The 23,388-nt window shown below is 71.3% G+C and carries 27 protein-coding genes; 14 read left to right on the forward strand and 13 right to left on the reverse strand.

Annotated elements, in window-relative coordinates:
• Positions 1-67: 67 nt before the first annotated feature.
• Positions 68-1,123, forward strand: coding sequence for a saccharopine dehydrogenase NADP-binding domain-containing protein (locus ACQSSQ_RS21190; RefSeq protein ID WP_431329124.1), 1,056 nt, complete (start codon positions 68-70; stop codon positions 1,121-1,123).
• Between the two features lie 9 nt (positions 1,124-1,132).
• On the opposite strand, the gene ACQSSQ_RS21195 is transcribed toward ACQSSQ_RS21190, so the two are convergent.
• Both ACQSSQ_RS21195 and ACQSSQ_RS21200 read right to left on the reverse strand, forming a co-directional pair.
• The gene (locus tag ACQSSQ_RS21195; protein WP_431329125.1) at positions 1,133-2,113 is read right to left on the reverse strand and encodes a quinone oxidoreductase family protein; all 981 of its coding nucleotides are present in this window, start codon (positions 2,111-2,113) and stop codon (positions 1,133-1,135) included.
• A 23-nt stretch (positions 2,114-2,136) separates the two neighbouring features.
• Positions 2,137-2,700, reverse strand: coding sequence for a TetR family transcriptional regulator (locus tag ACQSSQ_RS21200; protein WP_431329126.1), 564 nt, complete (start codon positions 2,698-2,700; stop codon positions 2,137-2,139).
• Between the two features lie 112 nt (positions 2,701-2,812).
• On the opposite strand from ACQSSQ_RS21200, the gene ACQSSQ_RS21205 reads away from it, so the two are divergent.
• Both ACQSSQ_RS21205 and ACQSSQ_RS21210 read left to right on the forward strand, forming a co-directional pair.
• The gene (locus tag ACQSSQ_RS21205; protein WP_431329127.1) at positions 2,813-2,941 is read left to right on the forward strand and encodes a hypothetical protein; all 129 of its coding nucleotides are present in this window, start codon (positions 2,813-2,815) and stop codon (positions 2,939-2,941) included.
• A complete protein-coding gene (locus tag ACQSSQ_RS21210; protein WP_431329128.1) occupies positions 2,941-3,663 on the forward strand; it encodes a DUF4437 domain-containing protein in 723 nt (240 codons plus the stop codon). Before ACQSSQ_RS21205 ends, ACQSSQ_RS21210 begins: the two co-directional genes overlap by 1 nt.
• Positions 3,664-3,712: 49 nt before the next feature.
• Here the strand turns inward: ACQSSQ_RS21210 and ACQSSQ_RS21215 are convergent, their stop codons facing one another.
• The 5 genes from ACQSSQ_RS21215 to ACQSSQ_RS21235 are packed head-to-tail and all read right to left on the reverse strand — an operon-like array spanning position 3,713 to position 8,783.
• Positions 3,713-4,060, reverse strand: coding sequence for a DUF4387 domain-containing protein (locus tag ACQSSQ_RS21215; RefSeq protein ID WP_431329129.1), 348 nt, complete (start codon positions 4,058-4,060; stop codon positions 3,713-3,715).
• Complete coding sequence (locus tag ACQSSQ_RS21220; RefSeq protein ID WP_431329130.1) at positions 4,053-5,438, reverse strand: acyclic terpene utilization AtuA family protein; 1,386 nt, start codon at positions 5,436-5,438, stop codon at positions 4,053-4,055. The genes ACQSSQ_RS21215 and ACQSSQ_RS21220 overlap by 8 nt, the downstream gene beginning before the upstream one ends.
• Positions 5,435-6,520: a tartrate dehydrogenase gene (locus ACQSSQ_RS21225; protein WP_431329131.1), complete on the reverse strand. Its 1,086-nt coding sequence runs from the start codon at positions 6,518-6,520 to the stop codon at positions 5,435-5,437. Before ACQSSQ_RS21225 ends, ACQSSQ_RS21220 begins: the two co-directional genes overlap by 4 nt.
• Positions 6,517-7,500 carry a phosphoglycerate dehydrogenase gene (locus ACQSSQ_RS21230; protein ID WP_431329132.1) on the reverse strand — a complete coding sequence of 328 codons (984 nt, stop codon included), beginning with the start codon at positions 7,498-7,500 and terminating at the stop codon, positions 6,517-6,519. The genes ACQSSQ_RS21225 and ACQSSQ_RS21230 overlap by 4 nt, the downstream gene beginning before the upstream one ends.
• Positions 7,497-8,783, reverse strand: a complete 1,287-nt coding sequence (locus tag ACQSSQ_RS21235) for an MFS transporter (RefSeq protein WP_431329133.1) — start codon at positions 8,781-8,783, stop codon at positions 7,497-7,499. Before ACQSSQ_RS21235 ends, ACQSSQ_RS21230 begins: the two co-directional genes overlap by 4 nt.
• A 160-nt stretch (positions 8,784-8,943) precedes the next feature.
• Here ACQSSQ_RS21235 and ACQSSQ_RS21240 point away from each other — a divergent pair, with 160 nt between their 5' ends.
• The gene (locus tag ACQSSQ_RS21240; protein WP_431329134.1) at positions 8,944-9,657 is read left to right on the forward strand and encodes a GntR family transcriptional regulator; all 714 of its coding nucleotides are present in this window, start codon (positions 8,944-8,946) and stop codon (positions 9,655-9,657) included.
• Between the two features lie 102 nt (positions 9,658-9,759).
• Here ACQSSQ_RS21240 and ACQSSQ_RS21245 read toward each other — a convergent pair whose 3' ends face one another.
• Entirely contained in the window at positions 9,760-9,963 is a 204-nt protein-coding gene (locus ACQSSQ_RS21245; protein WP_431329135.1) for a hypothetical protein, read from the reverse strand.
• Between the two features lie 196 nt (positions 9,964-10,159).
• Between ACQSSQ_RS21245 and ACQSSQ_RS21250 the strand changes: the two genes are divergently transcribed.
• From ACQSSQ_RS21250 to ACQSSQ_RS21275, 6 genes are all read left to right on the forward strand, one after another.
• Complete coding sequence (locus ACQSSQ_RS21250; protein WP_431329136.1) at positions 10,160-10,669, forward strand: VOC family protein; 510 nt, start codon at positions 10,160-10,162, stop codon at positions 10,667-10,669.
• Positions 10,666-11,313: an alpha/beta hydrolase gene (locus ACQSSQ_RS21255; protein WP_431329137.1), complete on the forward strand. Its 648-nt coding sequence runs from the start codon at positions 10,666-10,668 to the stop codon at positions 11,311-11,313. Before ACQSSQ_RS21250 ends, ACQSSQ_RS21255 begins: the two co-directional genes overlap by 4 nt.
• Positions 11,314-11,512: 199 nt before the next feature.
• Positions 11,513-12,868, forward strand: coding sequence for an ABC transporter substrate-binding protein (locus tag ACQSSQ_RS21260; protein ID WP_431329138.1), 1,356 nt, complete (start codon positions 11,513-11,515; stop codon positions 12,866-12,868).
• 91 nt (positions 12,869-12,959) lie between these two features.
• Positions 12,960-13,883, forward strand: a complete 924-nt coding sequence (locus ACQSSQ_RS21265; RefSeq protein ID WP_431329139.1) for a carbohydrate ABC transporter permease — start codon at positions 12,960-12,962, stop codon at positions 13,881-13,883.
• Complete coding sequence (locus tag ACQSSQ_RS21270) at positions 13,880-14,797, forward strand: carbohydrate ABC transporter permease (protein WP_431329140.1); 918 nt, start codon at positions 13,880-13,882, stop codon at positions 14,795-14,797. The genes ACQSSQ_RS21265 and ACQSSQ_RS21270 overlap by 4 nt, the downstream gene beginning before the upstream one ends.
• Positions 14,798-14,836: 39 nt before the next feature.
• Positions 14,837-17,329 carry a glycoside hydrolase family 3 protein gene (locus tag ACQSSQ_RS21275; RefSeq protein ID WP_431329141.1) on the forward strand — a complete coding sequence of 831 codons (2,493 nt, stop codon included), beginning with the start codon at positions 14,837-14,839 and terminating at the stop codon, positions 17,327-17,329.
• 2 nt (positions 17,330-17,331) lie between these two features.
• Here ACQSSQ_RS21275 and ACQSSQ_RS21280 read toward each other — a convergent pair whose 3' ends face one another.
• Positions 17,332-17,910 (reverse strand): NADPH-dependent F420 reductase, encoded by a 579-nt coding sequence (locus tag ACQSSQ_RS21280; protein ID WP_431329142.1) that lies wholly within the window; start codon positions 17,908-17,910, stop codon positions 17,332-17,334.
• A 103-nt stretch (positions 17,911-18,013) separates the two neighbouring features.
• On the opposite strand from ACQSSQ_RS21280, the gene ACQSSQ_RS21285 reads away from it, so the two are divergent.
• Entirely contained in the window at positions 18,014-18,505 is a 492-nt protein-coding gene (locus ACQSSQ_RS21285; protein WP_431329143.1) for a MarR family winged helix-turn-helix transcriptional regulator, read from the forward strand.
• Positions 18,506-18,531: 26 nt separating this feature from the next.
• Here ACQSSQ_RS21285 and ACQSSQ_RS21290 read toward each other — a convergent pair whose 3' ends face one another.
• A complete protein-coding gene (locus tag ACQSSQ_RS21290) occupies positions 18,532-18,696 on the reverse strand; it encodes a hypothetical protein (protein WP_431329144.1) in 165 nt (54 codons plus the stop codon).
• Positions 18,697-18,871: 175 nt separating this feature from the next.
• Between ACQSSQ_RS21290 and ACQSSQ_RS21295 the strand changes: the two genes are divergently transcribed.
• Both ACQSSQ_RS21295 and ACQSSQ_RS21300 read left to right on the forward strand, forming a co-directional pair.
• Positions 18,872-19,228, forward strand: a complete 357-nt coding sequence (locus ACQSSQ_RS21295; RefSeq protein WP_431329145.1) for an SDR family NAD(P)-dependent oxidoreductase — start codon at positions 18,872-18,874, stop codon at positions 19,226-19,228.
• Positions 19,229-19,281: 53 nt separating this feature from the next.
• Positions 19,282-19,668 (forward strand): SDR family NAD(P)-dependent oxidoreductase, encoded by a 387-nt coding sequence (locus ACQSSQ_RS21300; protein WP_431329146.1) that lies wholly within the window; start codon positions 19,282-19,284, stop codon positions 19,666-19,668.
• Positions 19,669-19,704: 36 nt separating this feature from the next.
• On the opposite strand, the gene ACQSSQ_RS21305 is transcribed toward ACQSSQ_RS21300, so the two are convergent.
• Entirely contained in the window at positions 19,705-20,199 is a 495-nt protein-coding gene (locus tag ACQSSQ_RS21305; protein WP_431329147.1) for a DUF4383 domain-containing protein, read from the reverse strand.
• 152 nt (positions 20,200-20,351) lie between these two features.
• Here ACQSSQ_RS21305 and ACQSSQ_RS21310 point away from each other — a divergent pair, with 152 nt between their 5' ends.
• The gene (locus tag ACQSSQ_RS21310) at positions 20,352-21,581 is read left to right on the forward strand and encodes a GAF and ANTAR domain-containing protein (RefSeq protein ID WP_431329148.1); all 1,230 of its coding nucleotides are present in this window, start codon (positions 20,352-20,354) and stop codon (positions 21,579-21,581) included.
• Here ACQSSQ_RS21310 and ACQSSQ_RS21315 read toward each other — a convergent pair.
• Both ACQSSQ_RS21315 and ACQSSQ_RS21320 read right to left on the reverse strand, forming a co-directional pair.
• Positions 21,578-21,769, reverse strand: a complete 192-nt coding sequence (locus ACQSSQ_RS21315) for a DUF8129 domain-containing protein (RefSeq protein ID WP_431329149.1) — start codon at positions 21,767-21,769, stop codon at positions 21,578-21,580. The genes ACQSSQ_RS21310 and ACQSSQ_RS21315 overlap by 4 nt on opposite strands.
• A gap of 66 nt (positions 21,770-21,835) precedes the next feature.
• Positions 21,836-23,281 (reverse strand): HNH endonuclease signature motif containing protein, encoded by a 1,446-nt coding sequence (locus ACQSSQ_RS21320; protein ID WP_431329150.1) that lies wholly within the window; start codon positions 23,279-23,281, stop codon positions 21,836-21,838.
• Between the last annotated feature and the right edge of the window lie 107 nt (positions 23,282-23,388).

Raw genomic sequence — 23,388 nt, forward strand, 5'->3', positions numbered from 1 at the left:
GGAAACTGTGCGCACCGTGTCACTTCAGACGCTGGCTGCCGACTGCGCCAGCCGATGGGATGGGGTCATGCCTTCTTCCTCCCACGCCCCCGTCGTCGTCTACGGGGCCTACGGTCACACCGGCCGCTTCGTCGTCGACGAGCTCCTGCGACGCGGTCTCACGCCGATCCTGTCCGGACGCGACGAGACACGCCTCGAGGCGATGCTCGACGGCCGACCGGACCTGGAGATCCGGCCGGCGCGCACCGACGAGCCCGAAGCCCTCGCCGGCGCGCTGGCGGGCGCGGGTGCCGTCGTCAACGTCGCCGGCCCGTTCCTCGACACGGCGCTGCCCGTGTCGCAGGCGGCGATCGCGGCGGGAGTGCACTACCTCGACGTCACCGCCGAGCAGCCCGCCGTCGAAGCCGTGTACGCCGCGCGGTCCCGCGACGCGGCAGCAGCCGGCGTGGCGGTCGTGCCCGCGATGGCCTTCTACGGCGGCCTCGCCGACCTGCTCACGACCGCGGTCCTCGCCGGGACGACCGAACCGGCCTCGGTGACGGTCGCCGTCGGGCTCGATCGGTGGTGGCCGACAGCAGGGACCCGCGTCACGGGAAGCCGCAACCCCGCGCGCCGGCAGGTCGTCGCCGACGGCCGCCTGACCCCGCTCGCCGACCCGGCGCCGACCGGCACGTGGCACTTCCCCACCGCCTTCGGCGAGCAGCCCGTGGTCGCGGTGCCGTTCTCCGAGCCGATCCTCCTCGCGCGCCACCTCCCGCTGACCGCGGTCGACTCCTTCCTCACCACGTCGGCGCTCACCGACGTGCGCAGCCCGGACACTCCCCCGCCCTCTCCCGAGGACGCCGACGGCCGCTCGGCCCAGCAGTTCGTGGTCGACGTGGTGGCGCAGGTCGGTGACGAGACCCGACGGATCACCACGACCGGCCGCGACATCTACGCGGTCAGCGCTCCGCTGGTCGTCGAGGCCGCGATCCGCCTGCTCGACGGGCGTGCCACCGGCACGGGTGTCGGCGCCCCCGGTGAGCTGTTCGACGCCGAGGACTTCCTGCGGGCGCTCACGCCCGGGACACTCTCGCTGCGACGCGGACCGGTCGCGGAGGACGTGGGGACGCGCGCCCGCTGACGCCGACCTTCAGGCCCAGCCGTCCTCGTGCGTGAGGAGCAGCTTGCCCTGGGTCTGGCGGGCCTCCAGCACCCGGAACGCCTCGGCCACCTGCGCTACCGGGAAGCGACCACCGATCGTGACTCGGAGATCGCCGTTGCCGACCCAGGCGAACAGCTCGTCCGTACGGCTCCGCAGCTCCTCCGGGGTCCGGGTGTAGTGGACGACGGTCGGGCGCGTCACGAAGAGCGAGCCGCCGGAGGCGAGCCGCGTCACGTCCAGCGGCGGGACCGGTCCGCTCGCAGCGCCGAACACCACGTAGGTCCCACGGACGGCGAGCGAGGCCAGGCTGCCGTCGACGGTCGCCGCCCCCACACCGTCGTACACCGCCGCCACTCCGGCCCCGTCGGTCAACGCCGCGACCTCCTGGGCGAACCCGTCGTACCCGATCACGTGGTCGGCACCGGCGGCGCGCGCGGCGTCGGCCTTCGCGTCGGTGGAGACCGTGCCGATCACCCGCGCTCCGCGGAGCTTCGCGACCTGGGTGAGCATCTGCCCGACACCCCCGGCCGCGGCATGCACCAGCACGGTGTCACCCGGCACGATCGCGTACGCGTCGGTGGCGAGGTAGTGCGCGGTCACCCCCTGCATCAGGACGGCCGCCGCGGACGCGTCGTCGACCGCGTCGGGGATCGGCACGGCCCTGTCCGCGTCGACGACGGCGAGCTCGGCGAAGCTGCCCTGACCGCCGGTCAGCCAGCCGACCCGCTGGCCCACGTCGAGGTCGGTGACGTCCGCGCCCACGTCGACCACGACGCCGACGCCTTCGACCCCCGCGGCGTACGGCGCCCGCAGCGGCGTGGTGCCGTTGCGCTGGTAGGCGTCGAGGTAGTTCACCCCGGAGACGGTGAGCTCGACGAGGACCTGCCCGGTAGCCGGAGCGGGCCGGTCGACCTCTGCGACCTCGAAGACCTCGGGACCTCCATGGCGGTTCACCACGACGGCACGCATCAGCTGTTCCTCGTCTCTCGACCTCATGGTCGTCGGTCCAGGGCCGCCAGCTGGAGGTCGACGGCGCGGTGGGCCCGGGCCCGCGCCGCTGGACGGTCGAGCAGCAGCGCGTCGACGAGCAGCGGCGACACGATCGCCGCGACCGCGTCGTCGACCGCGGCGCGCGGGAGGTCGGTGTCGGCGAGCGCATGGCGGAACGGGGCGACGAGGTCGTCGACGTAGCGCTGACGCAGCGTCAGTGCGGCCGGGTCCGTGACGGCTGTCGCGACGAGCGCCTGCAGGAACGCGGCCACCGGCTTGTCGCGGAGGCGGTTGCAGAGCGCGTCGACCTCCGCGTGGACGTCGCGGACGGGGTCGCCGGTGCGGGCACGCTCGGCGTCGGGAGCGACGTCGATCAGCGCGGCCAGCACGTCCGTCGGGGTCGCCCAGTGACGGTAGATCGTCGAGCGGGAGACGCCGGTGGCCTGGTGGAGCCGCTGCGGGGTGAGGGCGGCGCCGCCCTCGGCGAGGAGGAGCTCGAGGGCAGCCGTCAGCACGACGACGGCGGTGTCGGCGGCAGGGCCGACCGGGCGTCCCACGCGGGTCATGGAATTAACGATACATCTTGCACTGGATGGCCGGGAAGGCTAGTCTCTCGCCTCGAAGCAATAAGCGGTACGAGTTGTATCGATTATCCAACCACGCAACGAGGAGGTCGAGGTGCGAGCGCACGTCGAGATGATTCACGAGGACGACTACGTCTGGCACCCGGCCGAGCTGCCGGGCGGACAGGGCGAGGTGCTGGAGCAGCGGTTCTCCGTCGACGAGGAGGACGGCTCGTCCTCGTGATGCTGTCGTTCACGACCGACTGGAGCCGCGGCCCCGGCGTGCCGCACGCCGACACGGAGTTCTTCGTGATCGAGGGCTCGATGGAGTACGAGGGCCGGACGATGGGGCGGTGGGAGTACCTTCACGTCCCGAAGGGCGTTCCCATGGGCGCGCTGACGGTCGCGAAGGGCTCGCGCCTCCTGCACTGGCGCGAGTACGGCCCGAGCGCCTTCGACCTCGGAGGCGAGCGTACGGCCGACGCGCGCGGCGAGGTGACCGTCACCGACCCGGCCACCCTCGAGTGGACGTCGACCATCGAGCGCACACCGGGACCGATGAAGCCGCTCTACATCAAGATGCTCCACCACGACAAGGAGACCGACTTCTACACCCGCCTGATCAAGGCGCCCAAGGGCTGGACCGAGCCGCGGCTCCCCCACCACCCGGTGTTCGAGGAGTTCTTCACGCTCGAAGGGCGTACGGCGTCGATCCACGGCGACTCCTCCGTCGGCACGTACGCGTTCCGCCCGGCCTGGATCAAGCACGGCCACTACGAGACCCTCGAGGACACGGTCTGGATCCTGCGGTGCGACGGCCTGCTGGTGAACCTCTACTCGACCGACACCTGGATCGACTGGGGCGGCACCGCCGAGAACTACGACCCCGAGACGCAGGCACCGATCCCGTCCACCCTGCCGGTGCGCTCGCGCAAGGTCGGCCCCTGGGACCCGAAGCTCGCCTGAGCCCAGGACCGGCGGGGCTGCCTTCGCCGGCGCAGCCCCGCCGGACCGCTCACGTCCCGGCCGGCACAGGCACGCGGACGAGCGCCAGAGGCACGTGGTGCTGACCGGCGTGCATGTCCCGGTCGCGGAGCGAGCCCTGGCTGATCGGTCGGGGGAACGAGATCTTGACGACGTTCAGGGTGGGGATGCGGAAGAGCAGGATCTGACCGGGGTCGACGCCGTACAGCCGCGCGACGACCTCCTCGGAGACGTACGCCGGGTCGGCCGCGAGCCGGTACGACGCCGCGTCCGGCATGAAGAGCTCCATCGTGACCCAGAACGGTCCGGCGTTCTTCGAGCGCACCTCCAGGGCGAGCTCGCCCAGCGTGGTCGTGGCCGGTGCGGTCGTGTCAGCCATGCGAGGCCTCCGTCTCGATGCGGAACATGCTGGTCGGCGTCGCGGCGTCGACCACGTGGTTGAGGACGAACTCGTACCCCGGCCCGCGTTCGATCTCCGCCGGCGACGTCGCGAAGGCGAAGCTGGGCAGGTAGTCCATGTCCGGGGTCGGGAGGTGCAGCATCAACGGGTTCGCGACCTTCGCGACCGCCGTCGCGGTCTCCTGGTCCGCCGCGCTCACGAGGAGCATGGCGCCGACCTCGCGGGGCGGCGCGATCGACGGCTCGAGGTCGTCGAGCACGGCGTCGTAGCCGTAGAGCCGCAGGTCGAACGCGTACTCGTCGGGCTCCAGGGCGAGGGTCTGCGTGACGCGTTCGGTGATCATCCGTCGCATCAGCGCCGCCCAGGTCTCGATCTGCCCGAGGACGTGCGGGTCGCGGATCGCCGCGAACGACACGGTCTCGTAGCCGGTGACCCGCGCCCCCTCGAGCTTGATCGTGTGCTGGTCCGCGACCTCGAACCGGGATCCCTCCACGCGCACGCGACGCGCGTCGAGAGCCTCGTACGTCGCCTCCCGCACGTCGAGCGTGCCCGCGGGCTCCCGCATCCGGAACGGGTCGACGGTCTCGTACAGCATGTGGGCGGCCACCGAGATCGGCGTGCACGCGGCGTCCGGGTCGAGCGGCTCGATCGTGAAGCCGTCGGCGTCGATCGTGGCGAACACCCCGCCCGCGCGCGGGTTGGTCGTGCACTGGCCGCCGCACTCCACGATCTTGGCGACGTGCCAGGTGGGCCCCGCGGGCATGCCCTTCATCAGCGGGTACGCCGCCGCCACCGCGGTGTCCGTCGCACGCCCGGCCAGCACGACCTGCGCTCCGGCCTGCAACGCCTCGACGATCGGTTCGTGCCCCATCATCCCGACGATGTGGGTGCAGCTCTCGAGCGTCTCGGCGGTCAGCTCGTCCGAGGGCGGCAGCGGATGGGTTCGCCCGGCGTCGAGGTGCTCCTTGAGGTCGGTGGCCCTCTGCTCGCTGTAGATGCGGGCCACCGGAAGGTCCAGGCCCTCCTCAGCCATCACGCGTGCGGCGATCCCGGCGACCCAGTCGACACCGTCGTCGGTACCACTCGTGCCGCACGAGCCGACGACGAGCGGGATGCCGGCACGGGCGGCGGCGCGCAGCAGGATGCGCAGGTCGCGAGCGACGGCGGCAGCGGTCGTCTTCGGCTTCGACGCACCGAGGTAGGACGGACCGGAGTCCGTCGAGCCCCCGTCGACGGCGATGACGTCCGCGCCGAGCGCGAGACCGCGCTCGACGGTCGCGTCGGTGAAGCCACCGCCGAGCATGCCGGTCGGGACCAGGACCCGCACACTGTCCGTGCGGTCGGGGTGGGGGGTCATCGGACGGTTCCTCTCGTCAGGTTCGTCGGCGGCTCGATCGCCGAGGCGATCGCGGCCGCGAGATCGTCGGTCGTGGCGGTGCCCCCGAGATCGGGGGTAAGGGCGTCGCCGGCGCCGAGCGCGGCGGCGATCGCGGTCATCAGCGCCTCGGCCGAGTCCGGCTCGCCGAGGTGGTCGAGCATCATCGCGGCGGACCAGAGCATCCCGACCGGGTTCGCGACGCCCTGCCCCGCGATGTCGGGCGCCGACCCGTGGACCGGCTCGAACATCGACGGGAACTCGCGCTCGGGGTTGAGGTTGGCCGCCGGGGCGACCCCGATGCTGCCTGCGATCGCCGCGGCGAGGTCGCTGAGGATGTCGCCGAACAGGTTCGACCCGACGATCACGTCGAACGACGCCGGGTCGAGCACGAGCTTCGCGGCCAGGGCGTCGATGTGCTCCTGTCGCCAGGTGACCTCGGGTTGCCGCGCCGCGCGCTCGGCGACGATCTCGTCCCAGAACGGCATCGTGTGGATGATCCCGTTCGACTTCGTCGCGGAGACGAGCCGACCCCGCCGGGTCGCGGCCAGGTCGAACGCGTAGTCGACCACGCGCGTCACTCCGGCCCGGGTGAACACCGCCTCCTGCACGGCCAGCTCGTCGGGAAAGCCACGGTTGAGGCGTCCTCCGATCTCGCTGTACTCCCCCTCGACGTTCTCACGGACGACGACCAGGTCGACGCCGTCGGCGTCGCGCAGCGGTCCCGGGAGGCCCGGCATCACGCGGATCGGCCGCAGGTTGACGTACTGCCGGAAGCGTCGCCGGATCGGGATGAGGAGGCCCCACAGCGACACGTGGTCCGGCACGCCCGGCCAGCCGACGGCACCGAGCAGGATCGCGTCGTGCCCGGCGATCTGGTCGAGGCCGTCCTCGGGCATCATCGCGCCGGTACGGACGAAGCGTTCGCACGACCAGTCGAAGGAGTCGTACGCGAGCCGGAACCCTCCGTGGTCGGCGAGCCGGTCCAGCACCGCCAGGGTCGGCGGGACGACCTCGCGTCCGATCCCGTCCCCCGGGATCACGGCGATGCGGTAGGTGTTCATGCGGACTCCTCACGGACCCGGCGGAGCAGGTCGGCGTTGACGCAGTGCTCGGGACGCCCGGCCAGCGCGGCCACGACCTCGCGCGCTCCCCTGGTGCCGGCCGCCGCGCGGGTCTCGGCGGTCTGGCCGGCCATGTGGGGGTAGACGGTGATGCCTTCGACGCCGCGCAGCAGACTGTCGGCCGGCAGCGGCTCGTCCGCCACTACGTCCAGCGCCGCACCTGCGATCACGCCGGTCCGCACGGCGCGGACCAGCGCCTCCTCGTCCACGATGGCGCCGCGCGCGGTGTTGACCAGGACTGCCGTGGGCTTCATCCGGGCGAGCGCGCCGGCACCGATCAGGCCACGCGTGCGTGCGGTCAGCGCGGTGTGCAGCGAGACGTAGTCGGACCGGGCGAGCAGGTCGTCGAGCACGACGAACTCGACCGGTGCTCCCGCCCGCTCCTCGAGCGGCACGCCGGTCGTGCACAGCACCGTCATACCGAAGGCACGGGCGAGCGGCACCACCGCGCGTGCGGACGCGCCGTACCCGACGAGCCCGAGGGTGGCACCGCGCAGCTCGTGCCCGTCCTCCCTGGGCCACCCCCCGGCGGCGACAGTGCGAGCACTCTCGCCGAGCCGGCGAGCAGCGGACAGGATCATGCCGAGTGTGTACTCCGCGACGGCGTTGGCGTTGACACCGGGAAGGTTGCTGACGCTGATCCCGAGGCGCGCGGCAGCCTCCACGTCGATCGAGTCGTAGCCGACGCCGGTCCGCACGACGACGCGGAGGCGGTCGCTGAAGGCGAGGACCTCGGCGTCCATCGGCTCGTTCGCGACGAGCGCGGCGTCGACCCCGAGCAGGAGGTCGATAAGCTCCTCGCGGTCGCGTGGTCCGCGCCGCGGCGCGTGGACGGTCTCGCAGCCGGCCGCGCGGAGGTAGGTGTCCACCTCGTCGCCGGGCACGAGGTAGTCGGTGGTGATGAGGACGCGCACGCTCACAGCGCCACCCCCTCGCCACGTCGGCGCTGCAGCGCGTCCACACGAGCGACCACGAGGATCGCGAGCAGGGTCAGCGCGGCGATGTCGAAGAGCATGAACGACCAGCTCGTGAGATCGACCAGCCCGCCGACGATCGCCGGGCCGAGGAACCCGCCGCTGGCCCAGCCGACGGTGTAGAGCCCGGCGTACGTCCCGAGGACTCGCGCCGACGGCGCGAGGTTCCACAGCACGACGACGGCGTTGATCATGAAGCCGGCCGCACCCGCGGCGCCGACGCAGAACGCGACGACGGTCCACGTCGTGGTCTGGACGAGCCCTCCGGCGGCCATGGACAGGGCGAAGACCGACATGCCGACAAGCATCGTCCGGATCCGGCCGAACCGTTCGGCGAGCAGCGCCGCGGGGTAGGCGGCGAGCAGGAACGCGATGCCCGCCGGCAGCGTGATCCCGCCGGCGTCACCGCGGGACAGGCCGAGCACCTCGGTCCCGTACGGCGTGCCGAGCGCGCGCGAGGCGAACCACGCCGAGCCGAAGAGGAAGATCGCGACCATCACCAGCAGCCGGCTCCGGTCGGGGTCGCGCACGATCTCGAGCACCGTCTCCCGCACCCGGACCTGAGGTGCGGTGCCGTGCTCGCCCGCGGCGTCCTCCTCCAGCGCCGCCTGGTACGCGGGCGAGGTGCTGTCGCGCACCTTCCACGCCAGCACCGCGACCGACGCCAGCATCAGCACCGACGGGATCGCGAACGCGAGCCTCGGGTGGTCGTCGACGACGAAGAGGCTGATCAGGGCCGCCACGATGACGGTGAGCCCGGACGCGATCTTCACGGCCGCGTTCGCGCGACTGCGCCGGGCCGGCGCGATGAAGTCCGGCATCAGCGACTCGGCGATCGGCTTGTACGAGTTGGCCACGAGGGAGTACGCGAAGATCACCGCGAGCAGGGCGGGCAACGACGCGGCGGCGTACGGGATCACCAGGAACAGCAGGGCGGCGACCGGCATGCCGACGACCAGGTACGGCATGCGTCGCCCCCACGACGTCCGGGTGTTGTCGGACCGGCTCCCCATCCACGGCTGGACGAAGATCCCGAACAGGTTGTCCATGCCCATGCAGAGGCCGACGACCGCCGCGCTCGCGATGTGGTCGCGAAGCAGCGGTGGCACCTGGCTGTCGTAGAAGTTCCAGGTGGACTCCTGGGCGAAGACCGCCAGGGCCACCAGCAGCGTGATGCGTCTCTCGGTCGAGCGTTGCGACCGTGGAGGGTTCGACGCCGTCGTCGTCATGCGAATGCTCCTCACCAGCAGGATCCGATGTCCGGCCGGGGACACGCACCGAGCTCGATGCTGCCACCCACGCCGTGACCTGCGTCACCGTATTTTGCTATAGCAAGAGTGTCAAGCATTGCAAATGCTTCATGCGATGGCATCGGGGTAGGCTGACGCCGTGCCTTCCCAGCTCTCGACACCCTTGGCGTCCGACACCCTCGCCGACCGCGCCTACCGGTCGATCCGCGCCGCGATCGCGACGGGCGAGCTCCGCGCGGGCCAGAAGGTGACCGAGCGCGGTCTCGCCGAACGCCTCACGGTGAGCGCGACGCCCGTCCGCGAGGCGATCCGCCGCCTCGAGCAAGACGGACTGCTCCAGCGCACCGGCCCGCGCACGGTCGAGGTGGCCCACATCGGCGACAGCGCGATCTCCGACCTCGCGGAGGTGGAGGTCGCGCTGCGGGGCATGGTCGCCCGCTTCGCCGCACGGCACGCGACCCCCGACCAGCTCGACGCCCTGGACGCGATACTCGACGACGCCGACGACCTGCTCGTCCTGATCCGGCAGCGCCACGCCGACGGCGACCCGATCGAGCGGCACATGAACCAGCTCTTCGACACGATGCAGCGGTTCAACGACGCGGTCGACGCGTGCGCCCGCAACCCCGTGCTGGTGCGCCTGCTCGACCAGGCACGCGTCTTCTCCCGTCCCGAGCGGAGGACGCGGCTCCTGCAGGCGGTCGCGGACGACCCAGAGTTCGGTCAGGACCGCTACGCCAGTCACCGCTCGCTGGTGGCAGCCCTGCGCGCCGGCGACGAGGGCACGGCCGAGACGCTCGTGGTCCAGGACGCGCGCGGCGGCCTCACCGACCTGCTGTCGGGTCGTCGCTGAAACCCCACGACCCTGGCGGACCGCGACGCTCTACAGCCACCGCCTCCACGCGCTCGTCGACGACGCTCCCGGGTTCGGGTACGTCGAGCGGGTCAGCCGTCATCACCTGGAGGTCGCGTTCACCGGAGAGGCGCCGGCTGCTGCCGTCGCCTGGGCCGACGAGGCACCACCCCCGCTGAAGGTCAGCTTCGTCCGTTGCCGGTACAGCGCTGAGCGGCTCGACGCGGCGATCGAGACCGCGATCGACCACCCCGACGTCATCTCCGCGAGCGCCTTCGGCGACAACGAGGCGCTCGAGGTGGGCACGAGTCTCCGGCGCTGATGCTCTCGCACGAGCCCGCACACCTCCTCGGTGTCGACGTCGACGTGGTGGTCGTCCCGACCGAGCCGATGGTCAGGCTCTCGTCGTGACGTACGACGCCCCCACCGATCGCATTGGTTGAACCGACAACTATCTCTGCTAGGGTTTCACTTGCCGAGACAACTAACGCAAGGACTCCCCATGACCGTCAACGCCGTCCGCCTGAACCACGCCGTCCTCTTCGTCGCCGACCTCGAGCGCAGCATCGCGTTCTACGAGCAGGCGTTCGGGATGACAGTGATGGCCCGCGAGCCACGCGCCGCCGCCGCCTTCCTGCGCCTCCCCCGCTCCGGCAACCACCACGACCTCGGGCTTTTCGGCGTCGGCGCCCAGCCGCCCCGACCGCGCGGCTCGCTCGGGCTCTACCACCTCGCATGGCAGGTCGACACGATCGACGAGCTGGAGCAGGCCCGGATGACGCTCGCCGAGCTCGGCGCCTTCACCGGCGAGTCGAGCCACGGCGCCACCAAGAGCCTGTACGGCGCCGACCCGGACGGCAACGAGTTCGAGGTGATGTGGATGCTGCCTCGCGAGCAGTGGGGCCAGTTCGAGAACGCCGCGCCGACCACGCGGCTCGACCTCGCCGCCGAGGTGGAGCGGTGGTCCGGCGTCCGGACCGCGTCGGACCTGAACCACGAGGTCGCGCGGTGACCGACACCTTCCCCGAGCCGACGGTCGCGACCGGCGGGAGCGAGGACCCGACAGCACCGCTGGTGGTCCTGCTCCACGGGCGCGGCTCCCACGAGCGGGACATCATCGCACTCGCTCCGCACCTCCCGGCCGCCGCCGCGTACGCCGCGGTCCGCGCACCGATCGCCGAGGGCGGCGGCTTCGCGTGGTTCGCGAACCGCGGGATCGGCCGTCCGATCGCCGAGTCCCTCGATGCCACCATGACCTGGTTCCGAACCTGGCTGGACGACGCGGCACCGTCCGGGCGACCTGTGGTGCTCGTCGGCTTCAGCGGCGGCGCCGCGTTCGCCGGCGGCCTCGCGCTCGCCGACCCGCAGCGATACGCGGGCGTCGCGATCCTGTACGGGACGATGCCCTTCGACGCCGGTCTCCCGGTCGACCCGGGCCGACTCGACGGGCTGCCCGTCCTCGTCGCCCAGGGCGACGCCGACCAGGTGATCCCACGGGAGCTGCTCGACCGCACGTGGCGCTACCTGACCGACGAGGCCGGCGCCGAGACCGTGGCGACTCGCGACCCCGGCGGCCACGGCATCTCCGCTCTCGCGCTCCAGCACCTCGCGGACTGGATCATCGGCCTCGTCCCTTCGTCGGCGACGCGCGACTGAGTCCTGCACGACCGGCCGAGTCCCCGCACAACCCCTGGTGTTATCCGATCGTTACCCCTCCTTACTTACTTGCCAGTCAGTAAGCGTGATTCCATGGACCTCACCGGGTGATGTGTCCGGCGTCACACCCGGTGCCGCTGCTCGGGCCGCGCGCGTCTCTCCCAACGGCGCACGTCGGGACACGAAAGGACGACACGACATGGCGGTTCTCACCACGCGCAGGCGCCGCAGCGCCGCAGCGCTCGCGGCCGCAGCGGCGATGCTCCTCGTCGCCGCGTGCGGTGGCGGCGACGACGACTCCGACTCGGACTCGGCCTCCGACGCCTGCAAGCCGGCGGCCGACGGCGAGAAGGTCGAGCTGACCTTCACCTCCTGGGTGCCGGGCATGCAGAAGACGGTGGACCTGTGGAACAAGAACAACCCTGACATCCAGGTCGACTACAAGGAGGTCGTCGGCGGCAACCAGGGGACGTACCAGGCCTACCAGAACCAGATCAAGGCCGGCACCACCGGCGACATCGGCATGATCGAGTTCGACAACCTCGCGAGCTTCCGCCTGCAGGACGGCCTCGCCGACATCGGCGGGTGCGAGCCGTGGCAGGACGTCGAGGACGACTTCCTCCCGTGGACGGTGTCGCAGGTCAGCTTCGGCGAGGACGGCTCGTCGTACGGCGTGCCGATGGACGTCGGCCCGATGGGGCTCTACTACCGCAAGGACCTCTTCGAGCAGAACAACATCCCGGTGCCGACGACCTGGGACGAGTTCACGGAGGCCGCGAAGAAGGTCAAGGCGCTCGGCGCGCAGATCACCAACTTCCCGCCGGACCAGCCGGCCTGGTTCACCTCGCTGGCCTGGCAGAACGGCGCGACCTGGTTCTCCGAGGACGGCGGCACCTGGACCGTCAGCCTGGACGACGACAAGACCCAGCAGGTCGCCGACTACTGGCAGGGGCTCCTCGACCAGGATCTCGTCGGCACCCTCCCCGGCCTGGTCGACGCGCAGTGGAACGCGCTCGACAACAACAAGCAGTGGACGCTGATCGGTGCGGCCTGGACGACCAAGCTGCTCGAGACCAGCGCGCCCAAGACGGCCGGCAAGTGGGCGGTCGCGCCGATGCCGCAGTGGGAGGCCGGAGGCAACTCGTCGGGCAACTGGGGCGGCTCGAACGCGGTCGTCTGGAAGACGTCGAAGCACCCGTACGAGGCAGCGAAGTTCGCGACCTGGGCGTTCAGCGATCCTGAGGCGCTGGCGCTCAACAACGCCAACGGCGGCCAGTACCCGGCCACCACCGAGGGCCAGGCGTCGCTGCCGGCGCTGACCGAGGGTCTGCCGTACTACGGCGGGCAGAAGGTGTGGGAGGTCTTCGCGCAGGCCTCGGAGGGTGTCGACCCCGACTTCCAGTGGGGCCCGACGATGACCCAGACCTACGCCGACCTGGGCAACGGCTTCGGCAAGGCGGTGAACGGCCAGGGCACGCTCACCGACGCGCTTGCCGACGCCCAGCAGAAGACGATCGACACGCTGAAGGCGCAGTCTCTGGACGTCGCCGACTAGGTCCGGCGACGCTGAGAGTCCGCTGACGGGTGCGGCCGGCCATCCCTACGGCCGGCCGCACCCCACCCCGTCCCACGTGAAGGAGCAGCGCATGGCGACGACCGTGCCGGCCCAGGTGGCGGAAGCACCGCCACCGCAGCCTCCGAGGCAGCGCATCCGGCACAAGGGCGCGATCGTGGGGTTCCTCGCCCCGTTCCTCGTGCTCTTCGTGCTCTTCTACCTGGCCCCGATCGCGTACGCGGTCTGGCAGTCGTTCTTCAAGGTCGAGCGCGAGGGCACCTTCGGCAAGGCCCGTGAGGTGTTCGGCGGACTCGAGCAGTACGGCCGGGTGCTGGACAACCCCGACTTCTGGGCCAGCATCGGTCGCGTCCTGGTCTTCTTCGTGGCCTCGATCCCGCTGCAGCTCGGGCTCGCGCTGCTGTTCGCCCTGCTCCTGGACTCCCCGCTGGTCAAGGTCAAGAGCTTCTTCCGGCTCGCGTTCTTCGCGCCGTACGCGGTGCCGGGCGTGATCGCGGCGATCATGTGGGGCTTCCTCTACTCCCCCGAGATCTCGCCGTTCCCCCAGGTCGCGAACAACGTCGACCTGCTGGGGCCCGGCCTGGTGATGTTCTCGATGGTCAACGTCGTCAACTGGGTCTACATCGGCTACAACATGCTGATCATCTACGCGGCGCTCCAGGCGATCCCGAAGGACACGATCGAGGCCGCCACCCTCGACGGCGCCGGCCAGATGCGGATCGCGTGGTCGGTCAAGATCCCGTCGGTCGCGCCGGCCCTGGTGCTGACCGGGGTCTTCTCGATCATCGGGACGCTGCAGCTGTTCAACGAGCCGCGCGTCTTCCGGGCGATCTCCAGCGCGGTGGGTCGCGACTACACCCCCAACCTCATGGTCGACGCGACCTCCAGCATCCCCGACTACCACCTCGCCGCCGCGATGTCGGTCGTACTCGCCCTCATCACCTGCACGCTGTCGTTCACGTTCCTCAAGATCACCCAGAAGCGGGCCCTCGGATGAGCCGCGCGACCCGCCGCCGCACCGCCACCGGCGCACCGGTACGCCGCGCCGCCGCCGGCGCCGGTGCCCAGCGGACCAAGCCGCTCCCGGTCGCGACCGCGACCCTCTTCATGGTCATCTGCGCGTCCTACTTCCTGGTCCCGCTCTGGTGGCTGCTGGTCGCCTCCAGCAAGGACCAGGCCGCGCTCAGCAGCGGCAAGGGACTGTGGTTCTCCGACCCGTTCCTGCTCTTCGAGAACATCAAGGGCGTCGTCACCTACGACGACGGCATCTTCGTGCGCTGGGCGTTCAACAGCCTGGTCTACTCGGGTGTGGGTGCACTGCTCGGCACGCTCTTCGCGGCGATGGCCGGTTACGCCCTCGCGAAGTACGTCTTCCCCGGCCGCAACGCGACCTTCAACGTGATCCTCGGCGGGGTCCTCGTCCCCGCAACCGCGCTCGCGCTGCCGCTGTTCCTGCTGTTCAGCGAGGTCGACCAGGCCGACACGATGTGGGCGATCCTGCTCCCCAGCCTCGTCTCGCCGTTCGGCGTCTACCTGGCGCGGATCTTCGCGGCCTCCGCCGTACCCGACGAGCTCCTCGAGGCGGCCCGCATCGACGGCGCGTCGGAGTTCCGGACGTTCTTCACGGTGTCGATCCGTCTGATGGGGCCCGCGCTGGTCACGATCTTCCTGTTCCAGTTCGTCGCCATCTGGAACAACTTCTTCCTCCCCCTGGTGATGCTGCAGAACACCAAGCTCTATCCGCTCACGCTCGGCCTGAACACGTGGAACAGCCAGGTCAACCAGCTCCCCGAGCTCCGGCTCTTCGTCATCGTCGGGTCGCTGCTGTCGATCGTGCCGCTGGTCATCGCGTTCCTCGCGCTGCAGCGGTTCTGGCGCAGCGGTCTCGCCGAAGGCGGCGTCAAGGCCTAGCGCCAACGCCGCCGCACCCTTCACACCTCAGGAGTCCTCGTGCCCGACCACGCCCCGGCCGCTGCGCCGCCAGCACCCGCACCCGACCTCGCCGACCTCGTCGGGCGGCTCACGCTGGAGCAGAAGGTGCGGCTGCTCACCGGCGCCGACTTCTGGGCGCTGAACCCGGAGCCCGCGGTCGGGCTGCGTCGCGTCGTCACCTCCGACGGTCCCGCCGGGGTCCGCGGCGAGCTCTGGGACGAGCGCGACACGTCGGCGAACCTCCCGTCCCCCACCGCGCTCGCGGCCAGCTGGGACGACGCCCTGATGACGGAGGTCGGCCGGCTGCTCGCCGCGGAGGCGCGCCGCAAGGGCGTCGACGTCCTCCTCGCGCCGACCGTGAACCTGCATCGCTCGCCGTACGGAGGGCGCCACTTCGAGTGCTTCAGCGAGGACCCGGTGCTCACCGCCCGCACCGGCGCGGCGATCGTCCGGGCGCTGCAGGACGACGGCGTCGCCGCGACCGTCAAGCACTTCGTGGCCAACGACTCCGAGTCCGACCGCCTCACCGTCGACATGCGCATCGACGAGCGCACGCTCCGCGAGGTCTACCTCTCCCCCTTCGAGGTGATCGTGCGCGAGGCCGGCGCCTGGGCCGTGATGGCGGCCTACAACCGTGTGAACGGGACCACGATGACGGAGTCACCGCTGCTGCGCGACGTCCTGCACGCGGAGTGGGGCTTCGACGGCGTCACCATGAGCGACTGGTACGCCGCCCGGTCCACCGAGGCCACCGCGCAGGCCGGTCTCGACCTGGCGATGCCCGGCCCGACCGGGCCGTGGGGAGACGCCCTGGTCACCGCCGTGCGCGACGGACACGTCGCGGAGGACGTCGTGGACGAGAAGGTCCAGCGCCTGCTGCGGCTCGCGCACCGGGTCGGCGCCCTCGAGCCGGCGACCCCGCGGACCCTGCCGCCGAGGAGTGCCGACGACACGCACGCCCTCGTACGCCGCGCGGCCGCGGCCGGCTTCGTCATGGTGCGCAACGCACCCGTCCGCGGCGCCGCCGTACTGCCCGTGAACCGTCCCGACATCCGACGCGTCGCCGTGGTCGGGCCCAACGCGCATCCGGGCCGCTCCCTGGGCGGCGGCAGCGCGTTCGTCTTCCCGGACCGGCAGGTCTCACCGTTGGACGGTCTGCGCGAGGCCTTCGGCGCCGAGGCGGTCGCGTACGCCGAAGGGGTCCGCGCTCACCACCGCATCGACATCGCCGACCCGGCTCATCTGAGCGTGCCCGGCACCGGCGCACCCGGTGTCCGCATCCGCTTCCTCGACCGCAGCGGCGCCGTGCTCGCGACCGACGAGCGGACCGGGACGGCGTACAACTGGAACAACGCGTTCGTCCCCGGCGTCGCTCCCGAGGCGCTCGGCGCGATCGAGATCACGACCGTGCTCACCGCACCGGAGTCCGGCGAGTACCGCGTCGGCGTCTCCGGGCTCGGCCGCTTCCGGCTGCTCCTCGACGGCGAGGTCGCGTTCGACGAGCTGCTCGTGCTGCCCGAGGGCGCCGACCCGGTCGAAGGACTCATGCGCCCGCCACAGCGCGGCGTCGACGTCGCCCTGGGCGAGGGCGACGGCGTCGAGCTGACCGTGCTCCGCACGATCACGGACCACGTCCCCGGGACCGATCTGCTCGTGTCCCTCCAGCTCAACGCCGACCTGCCCTACCCCGGCGACGAGGCCGCGATCGCGCACGCGGTGGACCTCGCCCGGGTCAGCGACGTCGCCGTCGTCGTGGTGGGGACGAACGAAGAGGTCGAGAGCGAGGGCTTCGACCGCGAGTCCCTGGACCTGCCGGGCCGCCAGGACGAGCTGGTGCGCCGCGTCGCCGCCGCCAACCCGCGCACGGTCGTGGTCGTCAACGCCGGCGCACCCGTGGTGATGCCGTGGCGCGACGAGGTGGCCGCGGTGCTGCTGTCGTGGTTCCCGGGCCAGGAGTTCGGCCACGCGCTCGCGGACCTGCTCACCGGCGTCGTCGAACCAGGCGGGCGACTCCCGACGACGTGGCCCGCGACCGAGTCGGCGGTGCTGCCCTCGACGCGCCCCGTCGACGGGACGGTCGCGTACGAGGAGGGGCTGCACGTCGGCTACCGCCGGTTCCTGCGCGACGACGTCGAGCCGGCGTACTGGTTCGGACACGGCCTGGGCTACACGACCTGGTCGTACGAGGGGCTGGAGATCGAGGGCACCGACGACGTCGTGGCGCGGGTGACGGTCCGCAACACCGGCGACCGCCGCGGGCGCGAGCTCGTGCAGGTGTACCTCGCCCGGGAGGTCAGCGCCGTCGAGCGACCGGTGCGCTGGCTCGCGTCGTACGCGTGGGTGGTCGCAGAGCCCGGGGAGACGGCCACCGCCGACGTGGCGCTGCCGCGGCGCGCGTTCGAGCACTGGGACGTCGACGGCGGCACCTGGACCGTCGAGCCCGGCGCGTTCACGGTCCAGGTCGGCCGCAACGCCGGTGACGTCGTGCTCGAGCGCGCGACACAGCGCTGAGGTCAGGCGACCACGGCGAAGCCGCCGGTCCAGCCGATCTTCTCCGAAGCCGCGAGCGTCAGCTGGAGGAAGCCGAGCGCCTCGAGCTCGCGGGCGCGGCTGAGCGCACCCGCGTCGATCGCCTGGAGGCCGCCGGCAGCGATCACTCCGACGAGCAGCGTCTTGGCGTCGGCGTCGTCACCGGCGACGAGCACGGTGGTCGGCACCGCCCCGTCGACCGACCCTGAGGCGAGGGTGGCGGCGAAGGTGGTGTTGAACGCCTTCAGCACGCGCGACTGCGGGAGCGCCGCCGCGATCTCGGCGGCCGCCGAGCCGTCGGCCGGCACGACCAACGAGTCGAACGTCTCGAAGTTCAGCGGGTTGGTGATGTCCACGACGACCTTGCCCGCGAGCTGGTCGCCGCGCTCGGCGATGATCTCGCCGACGGACGGGTAGGGCACGGCGAGGACGACGACGTCACCGGTCAGGGGCTTGTCGGCGTCGGAGCGGTTGAAGACCTCGACGCTGTTGCCGCCCTTGGTGACGATCCCCGCGATCGCGCTGCCCATGGTGCCGGTTCCGATGATGCTGACGTGTGCCATGAGATCTCCTCCGTGCTGCGTGATGAACGATTGGTTGTTGCTACAACTTTCACTGTAGCGGGTATCAGTTGAAGTGACAACCTTTACGCGAGAGGATGGGTCTATGGACACCCCCTGGCTGGACCGTCAGCAGCTCGCCGCCTGGGTACGCCTCGTCGGCGTCCTGGAGCTCCTCCCGGGCGCCCTCGACACCCAGCTGCGCCGCGACGCCGACCTCACCCACTTTGAGTACTACGTGCTCGCGATGCTGTCCGAAGCACCCGACCGAACCCTCCGCATGACCGGCCTCGCCCGGCAGACCAACGCCACCCTCCCCCGGCTCTCGCACGTCGTCCAGCGTCTGGAGAAGCGCGGGCTGGTCGAGCGTGTCCCCTGCCCCGAGGACCGTCGCGCCACCAACGCGCGACTCACCGACGACGGATGGGACAAGGTCGTCGCGACCGCGCCGTCGCACGTCGGCGCCGTCCGCGAGCTTGTGGTCGACGCCCTCACACCGGAGCAGGTGGAGCAGCTCGCCACGATCGCCGACGCGATCCTCGAGCGGCTCGACCCGGACGAGGCGATGGCGGAGACCTACCGCCGCTACGACGTCTGACCGGCTTCAGCGATCGGCGACGCGCCCTAGTCGATCGGCTCCAGGCCGGCGACGCCCAGGGCGACCACCGCCGCGATCACCGCCGCGCCGGTCGCGACCACGTACCCCGTCACCCGTCGTAGACGGCGGTTCCGCTCCTCGTACGTCGCTGCCGCTTCCTCCACCGACAGCGCGTCGTCCCTGTGCTCCATGTCCTCACCTCGCCGTCCGCCGAAGGCCGACCCTCCCTCGTGACGCACGAGTACCCATCGGCGGGCGCCGCACGCCCGACAAGCTCCTCGGACCTGGGGTGTCGACGCCCGTGAAGGCGGGTACTTCACCGGGTCGCCCCGCGTGCGGGGCGTTGGTGGTGGGTACCGGCGCCCTGTGAGCACACCGACCGACCAGCCCCGCCCCCTGGGCATCGTGACCGGCGCGTCCAGCGGCATCGGGCGCGCGCTCGTGGACGAGTTCGTCCGCGGCGGATTCGACGTCCTGGCCGTCGCCGACGAGGACGCCGACGGGCCATGGCCGGAGGACGGAGCCGGGGCACGGGTCCGCCTGCTCCGTGCCGACCTGGCGACGCCGACCGGCAACGAGAAGGTGGTCGTCGCGGCCACGGCGGACGGCCGGCCGGTCACCGCCGCCGCGCTGAACGCAGGGGTCGGCGTCCACGGCCGGTTCGACCGGACGGATCTGGGAGACCACCTGCACCTTCTCGCCGTGAACGTCGTGTCCCCGTGACCCTCGCCCACCACCTCCTGTCGCAGATGACCGCACGCGGTGAGGGGCGCATCATGATCACGTCCTCGGTGGCCGGCCAAGGACCCGGGCCATACCAGTCGACGTACGCGGCGTCGAAGGCGTTCGTCCACTCGTTCGGCCGAGCGCTGCGCCACGAGCTGCGCGACACAGCGGTGACCGTCACGTCGGTACTCCCGGGCCCGACGGACACCACCTTCTTCGCGCGTGCTGACATGGAGGAGGCCTGGGTCGCCCGCGGTCCCAAGGCGGACCCGTCCGACGTCGCGCACCAGGCCTTCGCGGCGATGATGGCGGGCCGCGGTCAGGTGGTCACCGGCTCGTGGCTCATCAAGGCGGCCAATCTCCTGAGCGCGTACGCCCCTGAGGTTCTCGCGACCCGGATGCAGGCCGCCCTGGCCAAGCCACGGGGCCGCGGATGACCCGCTCGCGGGACGAGGTGGTCACCCGCGGGCCCCTTACCGGGGACCGGCCCGACGCCCGGTGGTGTCCGTACGACGGGGTGCGATCATCCGTGCCCCGACGAGACCGAGCAGCACCATGCCGAGCCCGAGCACCAGGTGGAGCCAGTTGTCCGCGTCGTTGACCGGGATGAAGTTCGCCGGATCCTCGTGGTCGACGACCAGGCCGTAGACCCAGATCACCAGGTAGATCAGACCGCCCGCAACGAGGTAGGCGACCGCTGTCCGCGCCGCACGCGCGGCCCACAGGCCGACGACGCCGAACAGCAGGTGCACGATGTTGTGCAGGATCGACACCTCGAAGATGCCCAGCAGCTTCGCGTCGCTCTCGTGACCGGCGAAGGTCATCGTGTCGTAGTTCGTCGTGATGCCCGGGATGAAGCCCAGGACCCCGACGAGCAGGAACACCGCCGCCACGACCGTGGTGATCGTGCGCAGGGTCTTCTCGTTGGCGCCTGCCGTGTCGCGGCGCCCCGCTGTGGAGTCGTCCATGGTTCGCTCCCTCCGTCGGGAGTCCGGTACCCCCTGTCTGACGGCATCACGCCTGAACGAGGGCTGGCGGGATCGACAAGAGCGCGCAATGATGGAAGGGCACCGGGGTAAAGCAGCTGCCCAATCGTGCACTTGGCCTTGTCAGGAGTGCCATGAACCCGCGCCAGCTGCCCTCGTCGACCGACGGCCTCGACCAGCTCCGCCGTCGCATCGATGATGCGCAGCGCGATGCCGCCCCCGCTGACGAGCTCTACGCAGCACTCGAGTCCGCTTACGAGAGGCTCCGCGTCGCCGGTGACGAGGCTCGCGCGCAAGCCGACCTCATCACCGAGCTGTCGGCCGGTCGGCGCAGGATCGAGCTGCAGCTCGAGCGCACGCTGGCGATCGTGCCCGTCCCCGCGATCGTGACCGATGGACACGGGTTGATCCGTTCGGCCAACGCTGCCGCGGACGGGCTCGCCCAGCGGTCGTTGACCGGCATGCTCGACCAGCCGCTCTTCGTGCTGTTCTCCGGCGACGACAAGGCGGCGCTGCGGCGAGTGACGGGGCTCTGCAGCGCGGGCCGGGAGCCCGTTCACCGCGCGGCCACCCTTGTCACTCGCACCGGTCAACCGGTGAGGGTCGAGATCACCGCGTCCAGCGCCGAACCCGACCGCGTCCAGTGGATCCTGCTGGTCGCAGGGGCGAGCCGACGTGCCTTCTCGCCTGCGCTGACCCAGGCGCTCGGCGCGATCGCCGCCATCGCCGACGAAGAACGACCTGCGACCGACGCCCTGGCGACGGCGGCGGGCCATTGCAGGCGCGCGCTCGGAGGTGCCGCGGAGGTGAGCATCGCACTGGGTCCGCCGACAGAGCCGCAGGCGGTCGCGTCCACGTCGGGCGAGGCCCAGTCCCTCGACGGCGCGCAGATGATGTCGTGCGAAGGACCGACGGTCGCCGCCTTCGTCGAAGGGACCACCGTGACGAGCGAGGACCTCGCCCATGACCCCCGCTGGCCTGCGCTGCGCGACCTTCCCGGGCGCGGGTCCACGTCGGTGATCGCGTGTCCGCTGGTCCCGACGGGCAAGACGACGGGCGTCCTCACGGTCTATCGCGCCGACGACGTCGCTCCGGAGGCCGTCGAGGTCCTCGCGGTGACGCTCTCCGCGGTCCTCGTCGAGCTGGATCTCATGGACGAGCTCGACCGGATGTCGCGCAACATGGACCGTGCGCTGGAGTCCCGCGCCGTGATCGACCAGGCGAAGGGCATCGTGATGGCTGAGCTCGGTCTCGACGCGGACCTCGCGTGGCGTCACATCGTGGCCCTCAGCAACGACCGCAACGTCAAGGCGCGCCAGATCGCGTACCAGATCGTGGAGACGGCGACGCGTCGGAAGCCCTAGCCTCGGCGCGCTCGCGCAAGGGTGTCGATGCGGTGCTCGAGGATCTGGCACACGGTCGGACGCGCCGCGTGGTGCTGCTCGTGGTCGAGGAGTGCGATGACGCCGTCGATCCCCAGCGCGCGCAGCCGGACCGTGATCGCGCTCGGCGTCAACTGGTCGTAGTCCGCGAGCGGAAGGTTCGTCGGCATCGGCAGGGCCTCCCTCCGGCGCTCGCCTGACGGGTACCCCGCGACCAGGCACCGATGCCTTCGACGTCACACGACCTGGAGCTGCTGACGCTCGAGCTCGAGCAGCACGGACCAGTCCACGAGCGCCTCGTCGTCCCAGTCCACGTCGACGCCGGCCGCGGACTGTGTCGCCGCCGCGGGGGCAGGTGCGGTCGCCGGCGCGGGCGCAGGCGCTCGGGCAGCAGGACGCGCGCCGTTGGCCGGACCTGCGAGCAGGTCGCGCAGGATGCGGAGCCGTTGTCGCGCGAGATGTCGAGCCGTGCGGCGTTCGTCCGGGAGCGGCGTGCCGCCGGCGAGGGTGAAGAGCGTCGTGCCGTCTCCGGCCGAGCGGGCGTGCAGCCGTCCCGCGTGCACGAGGTGGTGGCAGCGGGCGCACAGTCCGACGAGCGTGTCGAGGTCGGTCGACCCCAGGTCACGCGCCCACCAGTCGAGGTGGTGGATCTCGAGGGAGACGTTGCTGCAGCCCGGGTTGGCGCAGCGCCCCTCCTGCCGGGCGAGGATCGCCTTGCGTTGCGGGAGCGTGGCGAGCCGCTCGCTGCGTCCGACGTTGAGGACCGCGGCCTGGGGCAGGGCGCCGGTGGTGAATCCGGCCGTCAGGATCCCGGTGACGTCGCTGTCGCACAGCATCGACCCGAGGAGACGGTCGCCGATGACGCCCCAGCCCTCCAGCCGCGCCGGCTCCGCACCAGGCCGACCCTGAAGCCGGTCGAGATCGACGGTCACCTGCAGCTGAGGACGGATGCCCTTGCGCGTCGGCAACCCGTGATCGAGCACCGTGTCGAGCAGGGCCTCCAACCCCGCGACCCGGCGCTCTGACGGCGCCCGGCGGTCGTCACGGCCGGTGGCACGGCCCAGAGAGTCGAGCACCGTCTTGAGCTTGGCACCGGTCGTGACGTCGAGGAACCCGTCGACGACGAACCCGTCGCCCACCCTGCTCACCTGCAGGTCACGCTTGTCCATGCCACGGATGTAGGCCTCGTCGAGGCTGTCGGGGTGGATCGCGTCGATCCACGACCGGATCTCCTCGCGCAGCGCGGGCGGCTCGTGCGACTCGGCGACGGAGACGAGGTAGTCGGTGCCGAGCGTGATGATCTCCTCGCCGCCCTTCTTGAGCCCGGTCGAGAACTCGTGGACGTGGTCGAGGCGGACACGACCGGCGTTCAAGGCCTCCCGGAGCGGTGGGAGCGTCCGCATCGTCCGGCCGGCCGTCACCAGCCTCCCCGCCTCCGCCGACGAGAGGTTGAGCTCGCGACGAGCCCACGCCTTGACCGTGGGTGCCCCGTCGTCCTCCGGTCCCCCGCTCGCCGCGAACGACGACATGGCCTCCGCCTTGACCCCGTCGAGGAGGTCCTGCGCCGTCTGCACCGCGCGGATGAGCGAGGCCTTCTCCGCGTTCGTAGCGAGCTCGAGCGAGGTCCCAGCGAGCGCGACGACAGCGTCGCCCAGCGCATCGACGAGCACGGCTTCAAACATGGATACATCGTATTCGATCATCTGTTCGAGCACAAGAGCGACGATGGTGAGCGACCGGCTGGCCGGGATCGACCGCATCGGCGGCGACCCCCCGGCTGCGCACTCTC

The organism is Mumia spirodelae (genome assembly GCF_050632745.1).
In the GTDB taxonomy this organism is placed as follows: domain Bacteria; phylum Actinomycetota; class Actinomycetes; order Propionibacteriales; family Nocardioidaceae; genus Mumia.

Bases quoted from the DNA above. Each gene is read 5' to 3' on its own strand.
- ACQSSQ_RS21305 (WP_431329147.1), bottom strand. From the start codon at position 20,199: ATGGACGACTCCACAGCGGGGCGCCGCGACACGGCAGGCGCCAACGAG.
- ACQSSQ_RS21310 (WP_431329148.1), top strand. From the start codon at position 20,352: ATGAACCCGCGCCAGCTGCCCTCGTCGACCGACGGCCTCGACCAGCTC.
- ACQSSQ_RS21195 (WP_431329125.1), bottom strand. From the start codon at position 2,113: ATGCGTGCCGTCGTGGTGAACCGCCATGGAGGTCCCGAGGTCTTCGAG.
- ACQSSQ_RS21280 (WP_431329142.1), bottom strand. From the start codon at position 17,910: ATGGCACACGTCAGCATCATCGGAACCGGCACCATGGGCAGCGCGATC.
- ACQSSQ_RS21260 (WP_431329138.1), top strand. From the start codon at position 11,513: ATGGCGGTTCTCACCACGCGCAGGCGCCGCAGCGCCGCAGCGCTCGCG.
- ACQSSQ_RS21315 (WP_431329149.1), bottom strand. From the start codon at position 21,769: ATGCCGACGAACCTTCCGCTCGCGGACTACGACCAGTTGACGCCGAGC.
- ACQSSQ_RS21320 (WP_431329150.1), bottom strand. From the start codon at position 23,281: ATGTTTGAAGCCGTGCTCGTCGATGCGCTGGGCGACGCTGTCGTCGCG.
- ACQSSQ_RS21215 (WP_431329129.1), bottom strand. From the start codon at position 4,060: ATGGCTGACACGACCGCACCGGCCACGACCACGCTGGGCGAGCTCGCC.
- ACQSSQ_RS21220 (WP_431329130.1), bottom strand. From the start codon at position 5,438: ATGACCCCCCACCCCGACCGCACGGACAGTGTGCGGGTCCTGGTCCCG.
- ACQSSQ_RS21285 (WP_431329143.1), top strand. From the start codon at position 18,014: ATGGACACCCCCTGGCTGGACCGTCAGCAGCTCGCCGCCTGGGTACGC.
- ACQSSQ_RS21290 (WP_431329144.1), bottom strand. From the start codon at position 18,696: ATGGAGCACAGGGACGACGCGCTGTCGGTGGAGGAAGCGGCAGCGACG.
- ACQSSQ_RS21210 (WP_431329128.1), top strand. From the start codon at position 2,941: ATGCTGTCGTTCACGACCGACTGGAGCCGCGGCCCCGGCGTGCCGCAC.
- ACQSSQ_RS21200 (WP_431329126.1), bottom strand. From the start codon at position 2,700: ATGACCCGCGTGGGACGCCCGGTCGGCCCTGCCGCCGACACCGCCGTC.
- ACQSSQ_RS21225 (WP_431329131.1), bottom strand. From the start codon at position 6,520: ATGAACACCTACCGCATCGCCGTGATCCCGGGGGACGGGATCGGACGC.
- ACQSSQ_RS21250 (WP_431329136.1), top strand. From the start codon at position 10,160: ATGACCGTCAACGCCGTCCGCCTGAACCACGCCGTCCTCTTCGTCGCC.
- ACQSSQ_RS21265 (WP_431329139.1), top strand. From the start codon at position 12,960: ATGGCGACGACCGTGCCGGCCCAGGTGGCGGAAGCACCGCCACCGCAG.
- ACQSSQ_RS21300 (WP_431329146.1), top strand. From the start codon at position 19,282: ATGATCACGTCCTCGGTGGCCGGCCAAGGACCCGGGCCATACCAGTCG.
- ACQSSQ_RS21190 (WP_431329124.1), top strand. From the start codon at position 68: ATGCCTTCTTCCTCCCACGCCCCCGTCGTCGTCTACGGGGCCTACGGT.
- ACQSSQ_RS21270 (WP_431329140.1), top strand. From the start codon at position 13,880: ATGAGCCGCGCGACCCGCCGCCGCACCGCCACCGGCGCACCGGTACGC.
- ACQSSQ_RS21235 (WP_431329133.1), bottom strand. From the start codon at position 8,783: ATGACGACGACGGCGTCGAACCCTCCACGGTCGCAACGCTCGACCGAG.